Raw genomic sequence first — 22,476 nt, forward strand, 5'->3', positions numbered from 1 at the left:
GCCCGCGTGAGCGGTCTCCAAGGACTACTACAGTCCGCTCTCACCCTTCCACTCTTCCGGTGTCACCCGCTTGATGCTCGATGAGTGTGCCCAGCCAAGGTGGTACTTTCCTGAAGAGTCCAGCCATTCAATCAAGCCGTAGGTGTGCGTCCATCCCACAGCTTTGCCGTAGATCCCTCTCACGTAGACCAGAGGCCGGCCGTACTTTGGGAATTCTCGGATTGGAGCTGGGTCATCAATCGGTCGGCTCTCTTCGGCTTGGATCCGGGCAAACATGCGCTCGGAGTCGTCGGGAGTACCACGCTTGATCACCGTAAAAGTATAGAACATATGTTCGAATACTTCCCATGCCCACAATCTGGGCGACAGAAACCACCTACGGGCTCACCCAATGAACATCGCACTCCGCATGTGGATTGAGGCGAGTCTAGGCTTTGCTGTCATGACCGTTCAAGGCGTTCCAGGCACCTCACGCACGAGAGACAGGCATCCATCGTGCAGCCCATCTTGCTCTGCTCCGATCTCCGGAGTTATGACTCCCCGAGTAGCTTCTCGACAACGGCCCTGGCGCTATCTGAACTTCGATGCACCCCTTTTTCTAGAGCAGCGGTTACCCACGCTGATCCGTGCTCACCAATTGACCGGTCAAAACTTTCCATTTCGCCCGTTCGAACGACATGGACTCTCAGCCTATCGAGGCTCTCTAGGAGCCTCAGCCCGGCGCTGTACGTAGCCCCTGACGGTGCTCCGGCGATACCCTGGCGCTTCAACTCGCCCCATAGCGACTGAGACTGCACGGGCTGGACGAACGAGATGAAGTCTGCCTCTAGCCTGCTCGTCCAGACTCCTCCGAGGGACTCAACGATGCCTCGGATGGTCGCTTTCTCCCGTAGAGCATCGAAGTCTACGAAAGCGTGGGTTTCGACGTCGAGACGCTGAAGTGCTTTTCCCAATGCGGCTATGCGATGTTTACCTCCGCTCGGGACAAGCAGGGTGTCGTCGGCCTGCGCTCTGCGGTTGGTCGCTGAAGCGAGCTCGTCAAGGACCGCCCCGTAGAAGCGACAGTCCGCGTCGGACTCACATATGGCAACCCGCCGGTGAAAAAGCCCTTGAAGGAGATTGGAGTAGCGGAGTACGGGATCCTCCCAAGCGGATGAAACTTCACCCGGCGGCAGTTCGTGCAGTCTGTTGACCTCTCCATCTCGGACCACCCTCACAAACCTAGTGGAAGCCTTGCCCCCGGAGGCGAGACCAAGAACGAAGTCACGGTTGTGGGTTGAAACGATTAGCTGAATGTCACGGCGACCGGCTTGATCCGACAGCCAGCGGCCGAGGGCCCGAGCCTGCCCGGGGTGAAGAAAGGATTCTGGCTCATCAACGAGGATAATTTGCGACTTGCCGGCAACAACGGCCAACGCAAGCCCAAGGAAGCTCTTAACACCATCACCCTGGACCTCCAATGGAGGCAGGGCGGCCACTGCGTCCGCGTATTCTTGAGTGGGGTGGCTAATGGGGGGCACTGGGATCTCCACTCGCCCCATGCGCAGCCTTACATCAAGATTCGCCCGATCGAGAGTTAGATGTTGCTCGAATGTTTGGTAGGCCAGGTTTGAAATCTCTGCCTCTAAGTCCCCATCTCGATAAAGGCGTTGCATGGGTGAACCAACCGGTTGTCCTACGCCAAAGTGCCCCAATCCCGAGCTCGCAAAGTGAACCAATGACCCGGCTGTCCAGTGCTGAAGGAAGAAGGGGGAAGTACCACCGAGGCCTCGCTCATCTGCATGAAATATCGCCTGAAAGTCGGCCACTGTCATCTGGCCGCCCCCGCTGTGGAAGCCACCCTGAAGGGGCGAATACCGGACGTGAGCCCCGGACATCACTTGCTGCTGAGGTTCCGGTGCAGCGGTCGACTTCAAAAAACCCTCAACCTCCGCATGGGTTGCCCCTGCCGGTTTGTCCAGCTCCAGTTCGCTTATGACGACTGTGTTCATATGAGGCCCCTGCACTAGGGCAGCGATGTCCCGCAACGTCTGGGATTTACCTGCATTGTTTCCGCCGACCAAGCATGTCACTCCGGCCGTTGAGAGTTCGACATGGTCGCCTGCGTTGGACGTTATACCCGTGATGCGTGTTCGAAGATTCACCCGGCAAGCATAGGGGAGACTACGCAGGTGATGCAGTTTGTCGGCCGCCGGGGGAGGTCCAGCGGAATATTCATGCGTAAAAAGGCTGGAATGGCCAGGGCCATCGCCTCGGCTGTTTGGTAGACCCTTACCGGGCCGAAACTGGACTCGCAAACCCCGAAGCCTCTTCGGAAACCGCTCGAAAGCAGCGGGCTGGTCATTCCCCGCTCGGCCGAAACTGCGTCCCGATCGGCGGGGGCGTAGCCAGATCACGCAGCGAATCCGTGCACACGCTGCACAGGTCTGTATCAGGGCATGCAGAAGGTCATGTCGCCCCACTCCGCTACCTCCATGAAGTCGTGAGCCCAAACCCCTCATTCCCCTGGAAGACGACAGATGGAGCGCGCGATGTTTCTGGCAGCAGTGGATCCTGGCATCACCCCAAACACGAACTTCCCCTTTCTCGAATCGCTCAAGCAGATCGGCGGAGGCATCCTGGTCGGGGCCTTCATTGTGATCGCGATAGTGGCGATCGTCGGAGCCGCGATGCTCCTGGCAGGCAAGCTCAGCCAGTCATCGAGGCTCGCGTCGGGCGGCGGCATGATCCTGCTTTGGACAGGGCCGGTGGCGGCGATACTGGGCGGGATCAATGGCTACATTCTCTGGTCCCAGTCGGCGTTCAATCTGGGATTCTAGGTCCAGTCAGTCATGCCGGTTCAGTGCGATCTGGACGGATGGTGGCCGCCCGGTTGTGGTCTTGTCTCGCAAGCGAACGACGGCGTCCAAGGTTCCATCACGTCGTTCTTCGCGAACATTCTCCAAGGCACCGCATCTTGGATCTGGTCCTTCGTCACCGGTGCGTTTAGTGTCTCTGATGTCGATGATTCTCAATGGACGGCCGTTGAAGGGCTGACGAGTTGGTGGGTTGTAATCATGATGACGCCGCTGGTCGTCGCCATGATTCTCCAGCTGCTGTCCGGTTTGATTAGCCAGCAACCCCGACGCTTGGTGCGAGCCCTGGTTGGCGGTGCGGCCGCCATTCCTCTGGTGGCCGGTGCCGTTTACCTTGTCCGCCAGCTCACCAAGGTGGGAGATTCCGCAGCTACGGCACTGCTCGACTCCATGGGGACGGATCCCTACCTGGTGTTCATGCGGCTCTTTGGTTTCGAGCGGGCCCCGGCGGACTCCGGGCGGGAATGGAATGTCGTGTCGTTGGCCCCGGGAACCGCCGGCGGCGCGGCCGGGGCGGTCGTCGTCACGGTGATGGCTGTCATTGTCGTCTGGATCCTGGCGTTCATCCTGATGTGTTCGATGATCTTCCGGTCCTTCGCGCTCATCGTGCTCGCCGCCGTCGCTCCGGTCGCTCTCATGCTGATGCCATGGGAGAAGACGAAAACCTGGGCCCGTAGGTGGTGCGAGATCGTCGTTGCCTTGCTGCTCGCCAAACCGCTTGCCGCAACGGTGCTGGCCGTGGCCATCAAGCTCTTTGCCGAGTCGAAGTCGTTCGCCGGGCTGGCCGCTGGCGTTGTGGGCATGGCTCTGGCCTGCGGTGCGCCTCTGATGTCACTGCGGCTGGTGAGTTTCGCCGGAGGTGAGCTGGCCGCGGCCGCACAAACTGCCGGTGGCGGTCACGTCCTCTCTCGGACTTCTAGTTTTACTGCCCGGCAGATCAGCCGCCAGATCGGTGGCCGTTTCACCCTGGCGGCAATGGCTGGCCGTTCGGCGATGACCCGACCGATCCAGTCGAGCCGTCATCAATTCCCCACACGCACCTTGCCGGCGGGAGCCCCTCTTCCGGGAAGGCCAACGGGTGCAACGCCGTCATCGGCCCAAGCTGCCAACGCCAGTGCGTTGATGCTCGACGCCGGCACCACAACTGCCGCCCCCGCCCCGCCTCAAGGAGGCGGCGCACAGCCCCGCCCGGCCGCGGCTGCCTCGGCGTCGGCAAGCAGAAGTGGCGGCAAGGCCCCAAGCGAGCCACCCCGGCCGTCGTCGTCAAAGCTACCAAACGACGCACCACCGATCGCCCCGACGGTCCAGCCTCCCATACACCGGCCACGAGTCATCCAGCCCCCAACCGACGGTGATTTCCATGTCTGAAACTTCACGCACCCTTGAGGCAGTCAAATTCCCCCGCTACGAGCGCCGCGGCTTGTTCATGGGCCTGAAGTGGTATCAGTTGCTGTTGCTGGCGGCCGGCGTCGTCGTGGCAAGCCTGGCATCGGCAGCTCAAGGACCGATCGGCTTGTTCGCGTCGGGGCCGTTGTGGCTGGGGCTGATGCTCCTCGGCTTGTTGCAGTATTCACGGATTCCGTACCCGGTATGGGCCAGCCATGCCGTCCTGTTCTTCTACCGATCGATGGCCGGACAAACACGGTTTCTCACCAGACCTGAACGAGCAGTCCTGGCCGGACGGCTGGCGCTTCCGGGAGGGCTGGGGAACCTGGAATTGCGTCGGACCTCGCGAGGTGAGTGTTTCATCGTGGACGCCCGCGGCAGGGAGGCGATAGCCGTACTTCGCTGCAGCACCCGGTCATTTGCGCTGTTAGACAGCGACGACAAAGCATGGGCCGTTCAGGCCTGGTCCCGCGTACAGGCTGGCATGGCCCAGCGAACAAGCCTCGCGAGAATCGCCGTGCAGGACTACACGGTTCCGTATCCGTCCACCGCCCTGCGCGACTTCTACGAAATTGCGTCCCCAGGGCTGGCGGGCGCCTCGAGCGAACTCACGTGGGGTCAGCGCGCGTACGAGGATCTGATTTCGGCAGCCGGGTCCACGATGAGCCACGATCTCCTGATCGCACTTGTGGTGGATACGGGCAAGGCACGACGTCGGATCAGAGAGTCTGGCGGGGGACTGGCCGGTGTTGAACGGGTACTTCGTCTGGAGGTCGAGGCCATGACCACCGCGCTGGGGACGCACAGCGTCAAGGTGGAGGAGTGGCTGCCGGAAGGCGGAATCCTCGACGTCGTTCGGGGCGCCTTCGATCCTGCCGCCGTGGCAAGCCGGGCAGGGCAGCAGGCCAAGAAGGAATCACAACCCCGAGACTCCGTGCCGCCTAACATGCCTGCGGGGCCCATGGCCGTGGAAGAGCACTGGACCTACGTACGAACGGATTCCGGTTTTCATCAAACGTTCTGGATCGCTGAGTGGCCACGGCAGAAGGTATTTCCGGGTTTCCTCCATCCGTTGATTTATGTGGGCGACTTCCGGCACACGGTGACGGAGGTGATTCGGGCCGTGCCCACAACCGAGGCGCTGCGGGACATCCGTTCCGCCCAGGAAGCCCATGAAACCAGGCGCCGCATCAATACCCGCTTCGACAGACCGTTGACCCGCGAGCAACGGGCTGAGGAAGAAGAGGTCGCCCAGCGCGAGGAGGAGATCGTCGCAGGACACGGAGACGTAAGGCCCGCTGCCTACGTGACCGTTACTGCAGGGACCTTGGAGGACCTGGCCCGCCACCGGCAGGAACTGGAGTCGGCGGCCGCGGGAGCCTTCGTCGAATTGCGCGTACTGGCCGGGCAGCAATGGGCTGCATTCGTCGCCGGTGCGCTCCCGTTCGGGCGGGGGTTGCGATGACGCGGACAAATCAGTCGGTTGAATACGTGCCGTCCGGCGTGAACCGCAAGGAGCGGAAGGAACGACGTCGGCGTGTGGCTGCCGCTGACAGCCAACCGTGGGCGGCCGCTCTGAATCGGGCGGGCGAGATGGTCGGCACCCGGCTGGAGACCGCCGAGCACGGCGGAGACTGGGGGAGCAGGGAGCCTGCCTCCCTGCGTGGTCCGCACCGCCTGCGCCCGGCGCCACACCGTGCGTCGACCCTGACCTTCGCTGCAGCGTATCCGTTCATCACAGAATCGGGGCTCGGCCACGAAGGCACATATATCGGCACGGACGTCTTCGGGTCGGGAGCGTTTTCCTACGATCCGTGGATTCTCTATGACAAGGGCGTCATCAGCGGACCCTCGATCGTTGTCATCGGCACGGTGGGGACCGGGAAATCCATGTGCGGAAAGTCCTTGGTGGCGAGGTCCATAACGCTGGGGCGGAAGGCCGCCGTCGCCTCCGATCCCAAAGGGGAATGGGTTGCCGTTGCCAATGCGGTTGGCGGCAAGGTCATTTCCGTAGGCCCCGGTCGAGCCGCCCGCGTCAATCCACTAGACGCAGGGCCGCGGTCCAGTGCCTTGAGTGAAGCGCAGTGGCAGGCCGTGGTGCGCCAGCGCCGTCGTTACCTGTTGGTGGCACTGGTTTCTCTCATGCGGCAGGGGATGCCCCTCCGTCCGGTGGAGCACACTGCCTTGGATATGGCTCTCATGGAGACGGTAGCCGAGAACTCGAATCCGACGCTGCCGATGGTTCTGGACCATCTGTTGAACCCGTCGAAGGAAACGATCGGGCTGGTGGGCAAAGATGGGGGACTGGCGGTCAGCCACTCCCTGAGGCGGACGGTCTCCGGTGACCTGGAAGGCATGTTTGACGCCCCGTCTACGGTCGCTTTCGACGCCGATGCGCCCATGATGGTGATGGACACTTCTGCGCTCATCGGCGCCTCGGAGCAAGCATTGTCCCTGGCCGCCGCGTGCGGTGCCACTTGGCTGGAGGCAGCCGTCACCAATCCCGACGGCGGCAAACGGCTGGTGGTGTACGACGAAGGCTGGCGCATGCTTGCCGACCCGTACATGCTCGCCAAAATGAGCGAGCAGTGGCGGCTTGCCCGCACCTACGGCATAGCGAATCTGCTCATCATGCATAAAGTGGCCGACCTCAACGAAATTGGAGACAGTTCCAGCGGGCACCGGCAGAAGGCACTCGGCTTGCTGACCGAGGCGGACACCAGGATCATCTACCGGCAAAAGCACGACGCCATGCGACTGACCAAAGAAGCCTTGGGATTGTCGGAGGCCGAATGCGAGCATGTAGAGAACCTCCCCAAGGGTGTTGGCCTTTGGAAGGTAGGGAACCGTTCCTTCATTGTGGCGAACCGGGTCACGACCGATGAGCTTGAAGTTTTCGGCACCGACGACCGGATGATCTGAATGCCACAGATGAGTTCGCGGCGAGGCACCGACAGCCCGTTGGTAACGGCCGGGCTTATCGCCGTGGCCGGTTATGTCTGTCTGTGTTTCCTGGTCCAGGGGGCAGCTAACGTCGTGATGGTCTGGCGCTGCGGCGGCGGTCTGCCGTCGCCGTTCAGCCCGGCCGCCGCCTTCGGACTTTTCATCGGCCGGATGGATTGGATCGTCCGTACACCGCAGGGATGCGACGTCGGGACCGGCAGTATCTGGTGGATCGTTGGCCCGGTCATCCTTCTGGCGGCTGCGCTCGCTGTGGGCTCTGTCTTGGCCTGGCGGACGTGGAAGCAATCGGGCCCATGGCTGCGCCAGGACATCCTGAACCGCGAGGGCATCGCGCGCCGTTCCGAGATCCTCCAGGATTTCGGTGCCAGGGCCGTCCTGAAGCGCGGCAAGTTCACGCGTCCGGGTCTCGCCAAGCCGCGGATCCAGGACGTGGCCTGGACATTGGGCCGTTCTCGAGGCGTCACGATCCATGTCTCCACGGAGGAATCGATGGTCATCCAGGGTGCTCCGCGATCCGGTAAGGGCCTCTACGTGGTCATCAATGCCATCCTCGATGCGCCGGGCGCTGTGGTCACGACGTCCACCCGCGCCGACAACCTGGTGGTCACTATGAAGGCCCGCGCTACGCGCGGAAGGCCGGTCACGGTGTTCGATCCGCAAGGCATGTCCGGACTTCCCTCAACGCTTCGCTGGTCTCCCGTCCGCGGCTGCGAGGACCCGGATATCGCTACGCGCCGTGCTCTCGTTATCACTGCGGACACGGAGATGAAGGGAGAGAACGCTGCATGGCAAAAGCGCTCGCTGATCATCCTGCAATGCCTCCTTCACGCTGCGGCCCTGTCCGGCGAGGGCGTCCGCGCGTTTCGGCGCTGGTCCTCGAGCCCGGTCTTGGCACGTGAGGCGTTGGAGGTCCTGAGCCAACCGGCGGCGGCGCTTGGATGGCAGGCCGATCTGATGGGCATCCTCGAGGATGACCCGCGGAACACGTCCAACTCCTGGATTGGTGTGTCGGCTGCTGTCGCACCGCTGTCGTCACCGAAAGTGCTCGCCGCCTTGGATCCCCGGGACGAGACTGAGGAATTTGACCCAAAAACGTTTATTCGGGAGTGCGGGACCCTGTATCTGATCGGTACCCGTGCGGGAGCTGCTGCGGCAGGGCCGTATCTTTCGGCTCTGATCGACGACATCGACAACGCAGCGCGTGAGATGGCTTTTGTCGCCCCGGGAGGAAGGCTGGATCCGCCGCTGTCCCTGGTTCTGGACGAGATTGCCAATCTGGCACCATGGCCGGGCCTGCCCATCGCCCTCTCTGACGGCGGGGGCATCGGCATCTCAACGCTGGTAGTTCTCCAATCCCTGTCCCAGGCCCGTACCGGCTGGTCGATCGATGAGGCAGCCACTATTTGGGACTCGGCCATCATCAAAGTGATTTTCGGCGGCGGCTCCGACGAACGTGACCTGCGGTCACTCGCCGGGCTGTTGGGGGAGCGGAGCCTGACCCTGAATACACGTTCCTGGTCTGCGCAGGGCCGACAGGACGGCGAACAGATCAGGGAGAGCCCGGTCTTGCCGCTTCATGAGATCAGGCGCTTGCCCGCAGGCACAGCCCTCATGCTGGGACGTCGAACCCGGCCCATCCTGTTGGACCTGCGCGAATGGCACAAACGCAAAGACGCGGCCGAGCTCAGTCGGTCAAAGCTGGAGCTTGAACGGGCCTTGGCAGATGGCCATCGTCTGCGACAAGCGGTAATTGAGGAGCCGACCGATGGCCAGCCATGACGACGTCGAACGCTTTGAGATCCCGTCAGCCGGAGCAGACGACGACGAGCTGACGGCGGAGCTCTTCCGCTCTGCCTTCCGGCCACCGGGGCGGGCATCCGGCGTGACATACCGTTGGCGGGAACTGACAGCTGAGCAGGCCGGAGGCGTGTGGCGTTCTTTGGCGGTGTGGGTCCGCTGGCTTGTTGCCACGTACCAGCTGACGACGTCGGTGGTTCCGGATTGCTGGTGGCGCCACTCCGAGATCGTGGCCGAGCTCTATGCCCTGCAGCGGGCGGAACTGGCCTCTTACGCCAGCGACGATCCCGGGTTCGGGCCCCTGGCTTTTCACGAACGGTTACCGCACGCCGTCGAGCGTCTGCGGATCCATACCCGGACGGCCGGATGTGTCGGCCTGCAGGCGCACAAGGAGTCCGTAGTGAGAACCCTCCGGCTCGACGCGCCGGGCTTCGTTGAGTGGCAGGCGGCTTCCCACCAGATCGGAAACGAATTCTGAAGTCATGCTGTTGTCCCGCCTCAGGACATGAACAAGTATCCGCGGGGTGGTCCCGGCCGGATTCCAAGAGGCATGAAGGGCGGCTGTCGTGGCCCCTGAACCTGAAGACGTATCGAGTGCTGTGGCGGCAGATGCTGCGCTTGGACGGAATGAATCGGGCAAGTCCCGCATGACGCCCGAGGAGCGTATCGCTGGCTTGACAGATGGCCTCCACCGGATCCTGGAAAGGGCAGTTGAATCTCCGTCGCAGTGGCAGGTGCTGTTGGATGCCTCGGCAACGTTGTGGCGTTACTCGGGCGGCAACGTTGCCCTACTCATGATGCAGATGGCCCAGCGCGGTACCGACGAACCCACCCTGGTGGCCGGGTACAAGGAATGGGCCCGCCATGGCCGTACCGTGCTGCGAGGCGAGCATGCACTCTGGGTGATAGCTCCTCGCACAGCTCGACTACAGCAGGTCACGCTTCCTGACGGTACCCGGCAACGAGTCCCAGCGGGTGAGCATGTGCCCCAAGGTGCCGTCGACGACGGAAAGAAGACTGTCATTACAGGCTGGCGCGGCCAGGCGGTCTTCGACGTCTCACAAACGCAGGGAACACCGCTACTCGTGCCCCGCGGCGGCGCTGAGTCCGTGGTGGATGTAGCTGAGCTGTGCGAATCTCTTGCAACGGTGGCGGGCAGCCATGGCTTCGACGTCGACGTGACAGGCGCCCAGTACGGGCTGACGAGCGGCTTTACGGACTTCACCCACCGTCGGGTACAGGTCGGCGCCTGGCTCAGCCCAGAAGAGCGTGCAGCTGTCCTTGCACACGAGCTCGGACATGTGCTGCTTCATGGTCCCGACGATGCGGTTGGCCGGCTGTATGGGAGCAGCGCAGATCATCGGGGACTGGCCGAGGTAGAGGCCGAATCCGTGGCCTACACGGTGCTGAAGGCCCACGGTATCGACCGCGGACCTCAATCCGCGACCTATCTCGCCGGATGGGCCGACGCCGTCATTGACGCGGAGAAAGACGCGATGACTCACGACGCCGGCAGTCGGCTCCCAGCGTCCCGTGCGGATATTGCGAAGTCAGTACTAGGGCGGGTCACTGCTGCCAGCAAGGGAATTCTCGAAATCACACACCCACCGGGATTTGGCGGCAAGATCACCAGCGCCGACGCGGACCCACGGTTGAGTCCGGCCGCGTCCTATGCGGTACTGGATGCGCCTTTGCGGCCAGCGGACGGACCGGTATTAGCCGGGCCGTGAGCCGACTGGCAACAAGTTGTCCGGCGGGAGAGTCCCGCCGGCTTTGGAAAGGACAAGAATCATGGGCACTAAAATCCCGATCAGCATCGCCGGCAACCTGGTTGCCGATCCCGAACTAAGCGTCGGCGAAAGCGGAGTGGCTCACGCTAAGCTTCGTGTCGCCGTCAACCAGCGAATCCAGGGCGCGGACGGCACTTGGCAGGACGGAGAACCCGTCTTCCACAATGTCTCTGCATTCCGCGCGCTGGCCGAGAACTCGGCGAGTTCACTGCGAAAGGGCGACCCGGTCACCGTGGCGGGCGAGCTGGAATTCCGCTCGTACGAGAAGGACGGCGAACGCCGTGAAGCCCGACGCATCGTCGCCGACACCATTGGACCGGATCTCCGTTTCGGGACCGCGGTGTACCAGCGCATGTCGCATGGGACAGTGGCAGCGCCGGATGCTGAAGTGCGTGCAGGTGTCGAGGCGCCCGTCGCGGCAGAGGCGGCTAGTCCGGCGTACAACGTCAGTTCGAAGAGCCCGGTGGTGGTGCCCCCTTTCGCGGCAGCGGCGGGGAGTGAGATGAGTTTCTGAAGCAGAGGGGCCGTCCGCGCGGCGGCGTGAGGCGTTGCCTGGGCGGGCTGGTAGTGTGCCAGCCCGCTTGTCCCCCCACGACCCCCCAGATTTGCTTTGTTCTTGCTGAGGGCTTAGTCGGCGATCTCTCGGACCCCTCCTGCGCTCGTCAGCAAGGCGCGGCTTCTTGGCTGCTGACACGGTATCTGAGTTCTCCTTGCTGGAGTGCGGCGGAAGGACCAGCAGCGACCCGCGGGTTCACGGGCGATCGCGGTGGCGATCAAAGAGGTAGGTGTAAAGGAGGATTTTGCCTGAGGCTCCGTCGTTCTGAAATGCTCGCGAACGACGCGATTGGGTTGTAGAGTTCCTGGCGCCCGCTGCTGCCGGCCCTCTTCCCTGCACGATCCCCGAACACGAGCGCATTGGACGAGGGACTGACCGCGGCCATAGAGGGCCAGGAAAACGACCCACCCCACCGCCGTCAGCGGAGTGAAAGACAATTTAGGAGGTGGGTAATCAGTGGAGTCTCAGTTGTTGAAGACTGCGTTTGGATCACCGAAGGAGCGCCCAAACCGTGCGCTATCGGTCGCAGCCTTAGATAGGGCCGCGAGCGGCAACTTGTAGAGCCGGCAGTACAACCAGGCGCAACTGTTGCTCATCAGCCCAGAATCCCTAGCGGGCTGACATTGGTGGCCAGCATCCATCTACCGCCCGCCCGCGACCGGGCAGTTCGACTGAACGACCGTGCCAGCCGATGTCCGGCCAAGAGAAAATCAGCCCGCGCCTGACGGCAACGGGCTGATCATGATGCGTCTCAGCATAGCCGGTGCAGCCGGCCGCGCGGGAGCGTCTCCGGCAAACGAACGTCCCTGAGTCATTCGCCTAGGGCCTCTGACAACAAGCACCTCGACCTTGATCGGACAATTCGAACGACCTAGCATCGTCGGTGTGAACCCCCGGGTGACCATTCGAGCCCGACGGTTCGGACGTCCAAGGCTAGGGCCTTCTCCGGCGGCCTTTTCGGCTCGGACCGCATCAATGCCGGGCTTTGTCACCATCGAGTGCTGTTCTACGCTCCTGGTCTCGACGGATCGCGATGGCGGCCGCGACAGTGGCCCCTGAGCGAATCGCCTCCGGCGGGATCGGCCGCAACGCGATAGCTTTGGCAGCGGCCTCGGAAGCAGCCTGAGCCTCTTGACCTTTGCGCTCCATGGGATCAATTCTAAGTGTGGTCACTGCCACGCGCTGACGCGTTCACGTTTCTGATCATCCGCGCCCGTCCCCTCTCGGGTGCTAGTGGCCTGATCTGCTCACACCAGCGGACTGCTGGGTGGGCCCTCGGGCCGCGCGCGGGGACTGCCCTTCCCCCTAGCTGGCTCGGAGCAAGACGGTGGAGTGCCATGTGCCGTCGGCTCCCTGATAACTGCTCTTGTCACCGTATGGAAAGACGTACCCTCGGCGACTGGGGCCCCAGCCCCGAGCAGAGGCACGCACACCACAACTGAACTCCGACAACTGAATAGGCTACGGTCACGCAGAGAAGGCCCCGTAATCGGCGCACCTCCAGCGGCGACGGCGGGGGACGTTCTTTTTCCTGCACACATGGCGCGTCCTGTGCGGCCGACATTGCCGGACTACCGAAAACCGGGGAGCTGCACGCATAGCGACAGATCGGGTTCTCCTCGATAACAGTGATGGGAGGAAGCGTCGATGCTGTCGGATGCGGGCACCGGCGCGAGTCGCCTGCCACTCCGGGATCACTGGCCCACTTTGACCTGCACCTTGCTGCCGTCGCTCGTTCCGTACTGGAACATGGCGTTCGCGGATGTATCGCCGCTGACGAACTCTGGGGCCGCCGTTATCGTCTGCCCGCTCGGCAAGTCGTAGGCTTTCAGTTGCTGCCAACCCTGATATAGGACCACTCTGTTGCACGCGTCCGCCGCTACTTGAGACCCTGCGATGCGCGCGCTCCACACCTGATACAGCCAGGACTTACCCGAGGCGTCCATCAAACTCGCTTCGGCGTGGCCGCATGTGTAATAGGAGTCTCCGAAGGGAAACGGTGTTCCCATGAGTCGCTGCGCCGTCGCGTCCTCCTGAGCCTGCCAGAGTGAAGTGCCGAAGGAGCCCACCGCGAACGATGCACCGACCAGCGCCAGCCCCACGATCCCGGGTCCGATGCGCCCGACCCAAGGCTGGAGCACCATTGCGATACCGCCGAGCAACAGCAACGCCGCGACGCCTCCAACGTACAGCGTTGGCACGTAGGGCCAGAACTCCCGTGCGCTTCTGTTGAAGACACCCGAAGTGGTGGTGTACATGATGTTGTCCTGCAGGACGAATCGCCCGATCAGCCACGGCCCAACGCCGGTCAATGCGAGCCCGACCAGCCAAGCGAGCACCGCTTTGTCGATTGGCGACCGACGTCCCAAGAAATCCCTGGACGACTGGCGCAGGCGCTTCCGGGCGTCGATCACGTGCTGCGGCGTCTTCGGAAGTGCTTTGGAGGCCGCGTTGCAGAGCCAGAGTCCGATCCCGATGTAGATGAGGGGAGCCCAAGCGGTCCATTCACGCCAAAAACCATTTGTGTTGACGAAGAAGCTGTAGAGCGGCCCGGGGGGCGTCCAGACGAGGAATTCGGGAATGATCGTTGGGAAAAGCCCAACCAACGCGCCATACCCGAACCCGAGCAGTGCGAGCCAGCGCACTCGAGTTCCGACGAGTGCCACAAGTGCACCGAGCAGCAGGGACGGCCCGAACGCACGGGCCTGTGCCCAAGAGATCACATCGGCTATCACCCCAGCGTCGCTGGGATAGGAGTAGCTCCAGATATGGGCCCAGACCCATCCCGGGAACACCCCAAGGAGTACCGCAGCAGCCGTTAGGACTGCAGCAATGACCCGCCGCCCTGGCTGATAGCGGGAACCGAAAGAGCCGCGGAGCGCCCGAGGAGTCGCCGGCGAAGGGGCCGCGGGAGCAGTCGATGTCTTCGCGCCGACCGTAGAGGTCCGTGGTTGAGGCCGTGGAGATCCTGCCCCCTTGCCCGCCGTACTGGGTTTCGATACAGGCGGCCGTGCTGGCCGTGGAGATCCTGCCCCTGTGCCTACCGTACTGGGTTTCGATACAGGCGGCCGTGCTGGCCGTGGAGATCCTGCCCCTGTGCCTGCCGTACTGGGTTTCGATGCAGGTGGCCGCGAGGTCGCCACCGTCGAACGAGCCGAAGTCCCGCCTGATCGGGCCCTTCTCAGACTGCCCTTATCGAAGACCCGCAGGCGGATAGTGCCGTCGCCTTTGAGAGCGTCATTGAGCTCTGACTCAGCAAGCGGTCCACCGTAGAGGCGCACTTCCGTCGCCTTGATCCCCGGTACGAGGCCCTGCGCATCCATGATCTGGTCGACCACCGCGGTTGCGATTCCTGGCGCAGCGGTCCCCGCTGCGGACGTCGAGACTTGCAATGGAATGTGGTCGGACGAGGGTGTAGGCCGGACCACCCAGTTCGATTTCGTTCCATCGAGAAGCGCCAGCGACAGGTAGCCCCCACCTGCGGAAACTTCCTTTCGGACTGCTGCCCAATCGAGCACACTCGACGCGTGTCCCGCTTCTACCGCAATATATACGTGGTGCCCATTCACAGCGCCCCCTCTTTGCTCTCGTGCAACATGCTGACCGTAACTGTTGACATCCGTCAAGCGAACACAGCAATATTGCCGTACAACTCGCCGTCAGGCGTCACACAATGGGAGGCAGGCACGTGTCCACTGATACCCAGCTCGAGGCGCTCGAGGAAGACGCGAAGTACATCCTCCCCCTTTACATAGCCGTGGATCACTCGTGGTCGATGTCCCCTCGGGAGAATAACGCGATCGATGCGGCCAACTCGCTGATCCCGACGATCATCCGCACTTGCATCAAGAACCCTCTTGCGGACGAGCGCGCTCGCTTCTGCGTCATCGGGTTTAACGACCGGGCTCAAGTGGTATCACCGCTCGCACGGGGTGCAAATCTGGCTCAGCACACATTCGAAGCTTCCAACGGAACGAGCTTCTCCGAGGTATTTAAGCTCCTTAGGGCGCAGCTGGAAGATGATTATTCATCGCTCAAGGCCGACGGATACAAGGTTTACCGTCCCGCGGTGTTCTTCATTACGGACGGGGAGCCCAACGACGATCCGACGGCTGCATTCGCCGAGCTGACCGATTCAAGCTTCAGCCGTCGTCCCAACCTGTCGGTCTTCGGCCTCGGTCACAAAGTCCCCCGCGAGGTTGTCGAGACCTACACAGCAGGCCAAGGCCGGGCGTTCCTTACTGCTGATGGATCCGATGCTTCTGAAGCTCTCGCCGGCTTCATCGAGATCCTCATGCAGAGCATCGTCAGCAGCACGGCCAAGGTGAGCGGCGCTGACGCCTCCGAGGCCGATGACGGCTTCAAATGGGATGATGACGCGATCGCAGACGAGGATTTCCTTCTCGAAATCGAGTCGTAAATTGCGCTGGTTCCCGGCGAGGGGCTGGGTGCGATGCCCATCATGGAAGAAGCGAATCCAGAACATGCAGAATCCCCAGACAGATGAAGAACCGCCCGGCGATCCCGAGTTCCCGATAGGGATAGGGGTAGGGCAGCCCCAACCCGTTCGTCGGACCACAGCTAGTTCCGACTACCCACCGCCGGTGACAGCTGAAGTACCGCCCGGCGATCTCGAGTTCCCTGCACCGGTCCGGCAGCCCCCACCCGTTCGCGGGCCAGCAGCAAGTTCCGCCTACTCACCGGAAAGTGAGCTCCCGCCCTACCCGCCAGGTCCTCCGCTTCAGGCTGCGCCTGGCACCGGAGTCGGCGGCACGGTACCACTCTACGAACAGGATGACGACATAGGAGAGAGGTCTCCTGCAGATGACGCCCTCCCACTGGCCGCAGGTGCTGTCAGTCGGCTCTTGCCCGATGTGCCGCCGCCATCGTTGTCGACTGGGGTGGGAGAACCACGCTGGACACTCCCGGCCGCCCCAGACGACGTGAGCGTGCTCGAAGGCATCTACCGGGGCCGATCGCAGGTCGGGGACGCCGGCGCGATGCTTCGGATCGCTCCGTCAGTGAGGAGCAGGCTTTCGGGGGCCCACGTACCCGATTCCACGGTTGACTCGGGAATCGTGAGTGACTCGGTGAGCGTCGGGGCGGTGAGCATCAAGGGAGCAAGCCACCACTTGTCAGGAACGCCCCGTCAGGATGCCTATGCTATCGGTTCTGATGATTCCTGGGTGGTGATCGCGGTCGCCGACGGGGTCTCAGAGGGCAAGCTGTCCCACGTGGCTGCGATTGAGGCGGCAAGAGTCACTGTCACAGAGTCCCTTCGAGCTCTCGCCGCCATGCCTCCCGACCTCATTCAGTGGCCGGAGGTCGGCAGGAAAGCAAAGGAAGCGGTCCGTGCGCTCGGGCAGCGACGCGCCCAGCAGCAATTCGGTCCGGCTGATTCCGCGCCCGAGATTTCCGATCGGACGATCGCGCAGATTATGTCGACTACCTGCGACTTGCTCGTTGTTCCAACTGCACGGAAGGACGGTTCGCTCCGGGTCTGGCGCATCCGGATCTCTGGTGATGGAAGCTTCTACGTCCTCGACCCGGTCCGGGGCTGGGGCGTTCTGGCCGCCGGGAAGAATCCCGCCTCGGGCACCGTCGACAACTCGGTGTCCGACGCGTTGCCGCTGGGCGGTGATAGCCCGGACGTCGACAGCTGGGAGCTGAGCCCAGGCCAAGCGATCGTCCTGTGCACGGATGGCTTCGGCGATGTAATTGAGGAGGGCGCACGTCCTGTGGGACGGTATCTCTTCGATGCCTGGAAAAATCCGCTGGATACCACCCAGCTCCTCTTCACATCCTCTTTCGTCAACACGAACGCGGACGATGACAGGACCGCAGCGATCGTTTGGGCAACTGCATGAACCGCGCGCCAGCCGACGTTACTATCCAGAAGTCTGCGCTCGGGCCGATGGCTAAGCTCGGCAGGGGCGGTCAGGCCACAGTCTTCAAACTGTCCTCTCCGCCGCCGATTCCCGGTGCCGAAGGCCAGTACGTCTTCAAACGCTACAACTCGGCGATCCTTGAAGAGTCGGGGCATTCCCTGGCCGCGACGATGCCGCAGTTGGTCCTCCATCCGGACACCATGAGCGAGGACGACCAGAAGTTCGTCCGTCGCCATACCGTCTGGCCGCAAGGATTAGTCGTCGAGAACGGAACCGCCCAAGGCATCCTCATGAAGCTGATTCCGGACCCGTTCTTCTTCGATCTCGAGTTCAATGGGATCGGTCCGAGTGAAAGGACGCTGCTCGAGGTGCAGTATCTCATGGTGCCGGAATCGAAGAAGCGGGAGCGCGGCATCCCTTCGGCCACGGCCAAGGACCGTCTCTATCTCATCTTGGACGTCTTGAAAATCGTCAACTTCCTCCATCACAAGGGGCTGGTGATCGGCGACTTCAGCCCGAAGAACCTCGTCGTCAGCAACCCCGGCAAGGGTGTCGCGTCCAGCGGAAAGAAGTTCACGCCGAAGTTCCTCGACGTCGACGCATTCCGATTCGCGGGTGGCGTGCCGCCGATCCAGCAGATGCATACGCCGAACTGGTTCCCGCCAGAGGTCCGAGCCGCAGCTATCCTCCGGGATGAGCTGATTGCGGCAGGGGCCTCGCAGATTGAGATCAGCAGAGCTCGTGCAGCTGGGAACATACAAACGACCAAGTCCGACATCTTTAAGATGGGGCTTCTCGCACTTCGCCTGCTCCATATTCCCCATGACCCTAATGAGGACGACACGCAGAGTGTCTATGTCTCTGCAACTGCGACCTCGAACATCGAACGTCTGGTCGGTGTGAAACGCGCAAGCCTTCTCCGGAGCATGCTCGACACCGATCCTGCAAGCCGCCCAACCGCACATGACGTCCTTACCGCTTTCGGCCGGAAGTAGGCTGCAGTGGCGCTTCCGACCCTGGCTTACTGGATCAAAAGACTGAAGCCGGAGGGCTACGCGGCCGCTGTTCGTCGAGGCCTGGCCGGCACAGTCAGTGGTGTCGAAGCCCACCTGACGAAGGTGGCGCGGTCACTGGACGCCCGTACGCTTGCGATCAACTCGATTGTCGCCGAGCGCGAAGCGATTGCGGAGGCGTTCGCCTCCCGGTGGAACGTGGCGGTGCCGTACATGCAGCAGGTTGCATTGGCGTATCCTCCGACAGATCTCGTCGAGCGGCTCAGGACGGGACGGAAGCCCTGGTTCCAGTCAGGTAAGGACGCCCAGCGCCACAGGGAAAGCCTGTGGGTCAGCCAACGGTTGTTCGAGTTGGAGAAATCGCTCGTCACAGAACTCCAGGCCGTCGCGAATGCCTGGAGCCGAAGTGGTCCGGCTCAAGTCAAGAGCCCTGCGACCCAGCCCCCCGCCCTCCTCCCGGGCATTGCGGACCGCCAGAATGGTCTCGATCGGGTGAACCCCGGTGAAGGGCCGCTCGTCCTCCAAATCGGTGAAGCGGTCTGGTCCCTGGACCTGGCGGTACCACATCTCGGGAGCATGGCGTCGTCGGCATTGACAAGTCAGACCGTCGCTGCGCTTCCGTCAGCCAAATCTTTCCCGGCGTTGGTCGACTTCGTCCGCGACGGCGGATTTGCGACCGATCACCGAACCACCGTCGAATCTGCGGTTGTGCGCCTTCTGGCGCTGTTGCCAGCGGCCCAATTGAAGGTCCACCTGTTCGACCCGGTGAGGGTGGGCGCTTCGCTCAAGTTCCTCAGCGATCTGAGTGATCTCACCCGAGCCGCGGTGGCTGATGTGCGTGTAGTGGCCGCTGATCTGGAATCCCTGCTGGATGATCTGACACGCCATGTAGCGCGGGTCACGCAGCAGTACCTGGGTTCCCGGCATGGCTCCCTGGCCGAGTACAACCGGGCGGCGGGCGAAGTCGCCGAGGCCTATCACCTCCTCGTTCTGATGGACTTTCCAGCTGGCCGCGTCGATGACGAAGTGATGCGCAAGCTCGACACCCTTGTCAAGGCGGGGCCCACCTGCGGGGTGTTCACGCTTATCCTCTCGGCCGAGCCAAGCCGCTACTCGTTCGGGCTCCCTGTGCTGCAGAACGGGGTCTGGGTATCCCCAGACGAAATGCTGGGAGGGATGCGCGGAGCTCTCCCTGCACTGGGTAGCCAATTAGCCGCAGCCACGATCGACGGAATCCGATCCAAGGACTGGCGTCGCTACCTCTCCCTTAGGCCCAAGATCCTCTGGTCTGGGTCAAGCTGGTCCCCCTCGGCAGCGCCGGAAGTGCAGCGCCTGGTCATCCGGCTGGACCGTGACGTCAGTGGAGCGAAGCCCCGGAGCATCACCCCTGCCGCCACAGCAAAGCGTCTACAGTCGATGCCGGGCCGCGGCCGGGACGCCAGCCCGGACGACCCGTCGACTTGGTGGCGCAAGAGGGCCATGCACGGGGTCGAAGCCAACATCGGCGTGACAGGTGATCGTGATGTCGCCACCGTGGTCTTCGAGTCAGCCGGGAGCGAGCCAGGTCTCATCATCGGCGGTCAGCCCGGCACCGGAAAGTCTGTCCTGCTCCACGCACTCATCTGCGACCTGGCTCGGAACTATTCACCACAGGATCTCGAACTGTATCTGCTGGATCCCAAGCAGGGAGTGGAGTTCACGGTATACGCAACCGGCAAGCTGCCTCACGCCAAGGTCATCACCGTCAAGGCACCACCAGAGTCGACCATCCTCGTTCTCGAAGACCTGATCGACCAGATTGAGGACCGGGGTGGACTTTTCCGCAACACTCCCACAGCGAGCGGAGCCATCCCCGACAAGCTCGATGACTACCTCGCTGCTCCCGGAGCCCGTGTAATACCACGAATCGTAGCCGTGGTCGACGAGTTCCAAGCGCTCCTGAATACCGGGGACGACGACACGTCGATGCGCGCGTCCAGGCTCCTGGACCGCACGATCCGCGAGGGACGCGCATTCGGCATCCACCTTGTCCTGGCGACACAGAGCCTTCAAGGCATACCCCACCTGCCGGCAGCCGTCATGAACATGATTGAATCCAAGGTAGTGCTTCGCGTCAGCGAGGACGACTCGCGAACCTTCCTTGGTCCGCACGATCTCGATGCAGCAAAACTCGGGAAAGGCAGCGGGAAGGCAATCCTCAAACGACCGGGTATCGATAAACGAGAAATACAAGTCACCAACGAGACCAAGGATTCGGCACATACTACGGCGAAGTCACTGGCGGCCAAGGCACTCAATTCTCGAAGGCCGACGGTGCTGGACTTCTCGCGCACCCGGCCCCCGAGCAAGCTGAGCTCGAAGGCGGACAGCAGAGCGGGCCTTCAGCTTCTCGTCGCCCGCGGCATGGGTGTCACAGAGTCGGTGAACGCGCGCTTGCCCGTCAAAGATGATGGACACCTCCTCGTGGTGGCTGGTCCCGGCCGAGGGGCTGGGTCTGGTCCCAACCTCGGTATTCTTTCCGCGATGCTGGCTACGTGCGTAGTATCGAAGGTTCCTTTCGATGTCGTCGACTTCGGGGACCTGCAGTCCGCATTCGACATTGAGCTCGGTAAAATCCAGCGAACGGTCGCCAGTCCCCAGCGAAGGTTTGCGAGAAGGAACCTGTTCGAGCTTTACCTCGATGAGACCCTTGCCCTGGCCCGGCAAGGAGGTCCGAAGGCGTCGACCCGAAAGGTTCTCTTCCTTATGAACGCCCATAGGAACCGCGAGCTTGTCGATGGAGGAGACATCGCCTACAAACTCAGCGAGTTGCTTTCAGTAGCCGCCCCCGCAAGGGTCCACGTGGTGCTTCACAGCGACACCGGGACAGCAGCTTCGCGCATCCTTTCGGATGCCGACATCTTGCGGCAGTTCGGTTCTCGCCTGTTCGCAAAAATGGATTCCGACAGCAGCTACCAACTGCTCGGCTCGAACGAAGCCGAGCAGCTCGTCGGTGACCAACTCCTGCTCTGGGACCAGACGGGGGAGAAGACCAAAGCAGTCCCATTCGCGCAGTTCGACACGAAGACCTGGGCGCGGATCGCCCAATGAGTAGGCTCATCGTCGATCCGCAAACCCTCCTAGCCCTGCAGCTGGCGCTCAAGTCGACTACCGACGGGGTGCAGACTGAGCACAACGCCTCCCTGAGCGCCGCGAGGCGGACATTGGCGACAGTCGATGCCGCAGTGAGACTCCGTCAAACCAAAGTGCAGCAGTGCCAAGCGGCCCTCGACGCGTGTCGGAATTCCGAGCGCGAGGATTGTTCCATCGAAGCCGCAGCCCTCGTTGAAGCGCAACGCCGTCTCGCCGCCGCACTGAGCGCCCGGACGCTCGCTACTCAAGCCACAGCTGACTACGAGTCCCAGGCTCGCGCATCACTCAAGCGATTGGAGGTGCTCCAGGCAAAGGGACACCGCTACCTTGCCTTCAAGCTGAACAAGGTGGCCGCGGTCAACGCCGGAGGACCCGGCGGGATGAGTCCTGTCTCCGGTCCAGGTAATGCGCCCGTTAACTCCGCACCTTTCTCAGGACTCCGAGTCCACTCCCTTCCGGGACTCCCGGCCGGCTTCATGATGGTTCCCGTCGAGCTGATCGATCAGTCCGAAAACCCGATTGGCGGTCCCCAGGACTTCGGCAAGGGCTACTCCATCGAAGATCTCGACTACGCCTTCGACCTCCTCTCGAGCGAGGTGCTGCCGGGCCTCGCGAACGGGTCCAGCCCCTCCTCCTTCGCCGCGACCGACAATGCCAACGGCAGCTATGGGACACGGTCGCTATCGGACACCTACAGCGGGTTCTTCGGCGGCGACGCAATCAGGCTTGAGCTTCGCCCGGACGGCACCTACTCCATCACCAACGGTCGGCATAGGATTTTCGTCGCAAGCCGTTTCGGACGGCAGCATGTCCCTGCTCGAATAGTCGGAGGCCGCCCTTGACCGTTGTTGCCCAGCAATCCAACGACCTCCGTGCCATTGCGGAGCATCTCAAATCGACCGCAGAACAGACCCGCCCTACGTTCACCGACGAGTCCCGTCCTCAGTTCGACCACCGCGTGATTGACGCGATGCGCAATGAGATCCGGAATCTCTCTTTCCGGGTGTCCGAGCTGGACGTGGCTCTCGAGAATGCGCTCCGCCTCTTGGAGTAAGGGCCTCCACCTTCGCAGCTCCAAGCCGAATGCGAAACAAG

General features: G+C 62.6%; 16 protein-coding genes. 14 read left to right on the plus strand and 2 right to left on the minus strand.

Features of this window, described 5'->3' with window-relative positions; genetic code table 11:
* Positions 1-530: 530 nt before the first annotated feature.
* Complete coding sequence (locus tag ACSQ12_RS08750) at positions 531-1,991, minus strand: ATP-dependent nuclease (protein ID WP_436065056.1); 1,461 nt, start codon at positions 1,989-1,991, stop codon at positions 531-533.
* Between the two features lie 540 nt (positions 1,992-2,531).
* On the opposite strand from ACSQ12_RS08750, the gene ACSQ12_RS08755 reads away from it, so the two are divergent.
* From ACSQ12_RS08755 to ACSQ12_RS08790, 8 genes are all read left to right on the plus strand, one after another.
* A complete protein-coding gene (locus ACSQ12_RS08755) occupies positions 2,532-2,819 on the plus strand; it encodes a hypothetical protein (protein ID WP_043480665.1) in 288 nt (95 codons plus the stop codon).
* A gap of 12 nt (positions 2,820-2,831) precedes the next feature.
* Positions 2,832-4,223 (plus strand): type IV secretion system protein, encoded by a 1,392-nt coding sequence (locus ACSQ12_RS08760; protein ID WP_436065057.1) that lies wholly within the window; start codon positions 2,832-2,834, stop codon positions 4,221-4,223.
* A complete protein-coding gene (locus tag ACSQ12_RS08765; protein WP_436065058.1) occupies positions 4,216-5,706 on the plus strand; it encodes an SCO6880 family protein in 1,491 nt (496 codons plus the stop codon). Before ACSQ12_RS08760 ends, ACSQ12_RS08765 begins: the two co-directional genes overlap by 8 nt.
* Positions 5,703-7,163, plus strand: a complete 1,461-nt coding sequence (locus tag ACSQ12_RS08770; protein WP_436065059.1) for an ATP-binding protein — start codon at positions 5,703-5,705, stop codon at positions 7,161-7,163. Before ACSQ12_RS08765 ends, ACSQ12_RS08770 begins: the two co-directional genes overlap by 4 nt.
* Positions 7,164-7,172: 9 nt before the next feature.
* Positions 7,173-8,984: a type IV secretory system conjugative DNA transfer family protein gene (locus ACSQ12_RS08775; protein ID WP_436065060.1), complete on the plus strand. Its 1,812-nt coding sequence runs from the start codon at positions 7,173-7,175 to the stop codon at positions 8,982-8,984.
* Entirely contained in the window at positions 8,971-9,480 is a 510-nt protein-coding gene (locus tag ACSQ12_RS08780) for a hypothetical protein (protein ID WP_436065061.1), read from the plus strand. Before ACSQ12_RS08775 ends, ACSQ12_RS08780 begins: the two co-directional genes overlap by 14 nt.
* Positions 9,481-9,676: 196 nt before the next feature.
* Positions 9,677-10,732, plus strand: coding sequence for an ImmA/IrrE family metallo-endopeptidase (locus ACSQ12_RS08785; RefSeq protein WP_436065062.1), 1,056 nt, complete (start codon positions 9,677-9,679; stop codon positions 10,730-10,732).
* Positions 10,733-10,793: 61 nt separating this feature from the next.
* Positions 10,794-11,306 (plus strand): single-stranded DNA-binding protein, encoded by a 513-nt coding sequence (locus tag ACSQ12_RS08790; RefSeq protein ID WP_436065063.1) that lies wholly within the window; start codon positions 10,794-10,796, stop codon positions 11,304-11,306.
* 1,736 nt (positions 11,307-13,042) lie between these two features.
* On the opposite strand, the gene ACSQ12_RS08795 is transcribed toward ACSQ12_RS08790, so the two are convergent.
* The gene (locus ACSQ12_RS08795; RefSeq protein ID WP_436065064.1) at positions 13,043-13,993 is read right to left on the minus strand and encodes a hypothetical protein; all 951 of its coding nucleotides are present in this window, start codon (positions 13,991-13,993) and stop codon (positions 13,043-13,045) included.
* A gap of 1,043 nt (positions 13,994-15,036) precedes the next feature.
* Here ACSQ12_RS08795 and ACSQ12_RS08800 point away from each other — a divergent pair.
* The 6 genes from ACSQ12_RS08800 (at position 15,037) to ACSQ12_RS08825 (ending at position 22,435) form a co-directional block, all read left to right on the plus strand.
* Positions 15,037-15,768, plus strand: a complete 732-nt coding sequence (locus ACSQ12_RS08800) for a vWA domain-containing protein (protein ID WP_436065065.1) — start codon at positions 15,037-15,039, stop codon at positions 15,766-15,768.
* Positions 15,769-16,291: 523 nt separating this feature from the next.
* Positions 16,292-17,215: a protein phosphatase 2C domain-containing protein gene (locus ACSQ12_RS08805; protein ID WP_436065066.1), complete on the plus strand. Its 924-nt coding sequence runs from the start codon at positions 16,292-16,294 to the stop codon at positions 17,213-17,215.
* Complete coding sequence (locus ACSQ12_RS08810; RefSeq protein ID WP_436065067.1) at positions 17,212-18,231, plus strand: hypothetical protein; 1,020 nt, start codon at positions 17,212-17,214, stop codon at positions 18,229-18,231. Before ACSQ12_RS08805 ends, ACSQ12_RS08810 begins: the two co-directional genes overlap by 4 nt.
* 6 nt (positions 18,232-18,237) lie before the next feature.
* Positions 18,238-21,339 carry an FtsK/SpoIIIE domain-containing protein gene (locus tag ACSQ12_RS08815; RefSeq protein ID WP_436065068.1) on the plus strand — a complete coding sequence of 1,034 codons (3,102 nt, stop codon included), beginning with the start codon at positions 18,238-18,240 and terminating at the stop codon, positions 21,337-21,339.
* Positions 21,336-22,223 carry a hypothetical protein gene (locus ACSQ12_RS08820; protein ID WP_436065069.1) on the plus strand — a complete coding sequence of 296 codons (888 nt, stop codon included), beginning with the start codon at positions 21,336-21,338 and terminating at the stop codon, positions 22,221-22,223. Before ACSQ12_RS08815 ends, ACSQ12_RS08820 begins: the two co-directional genes overlap by 4 nt.
* Complete coding sequence (locus tag ACSQ12_RS08825; protein ID WP_436065070.1) at positions 22,220-22,435, plus strand: hypothetical protein; 216 nt, start codon at positions 22,220-22,222, stop codon at positions 22,433-22,435. The genes ACSQ12_RS08820 and ACSQ12_RS08825 overlap by 4 nt, the downstream gene beginning before the upstream one ends.
* Positions 22,436-22,476 lie beyond the last annotated feature (41 nt).

The organism is Arthrobacter sp. LjRoot14 (assembly GCF_964253905.1).
In the GTDB taxonomy this organism is placed as follows: Bacteria; Actinomycetota; Actinomycetes; order Actinomycetales; family Micrococcaceae; genus Arthrobacter.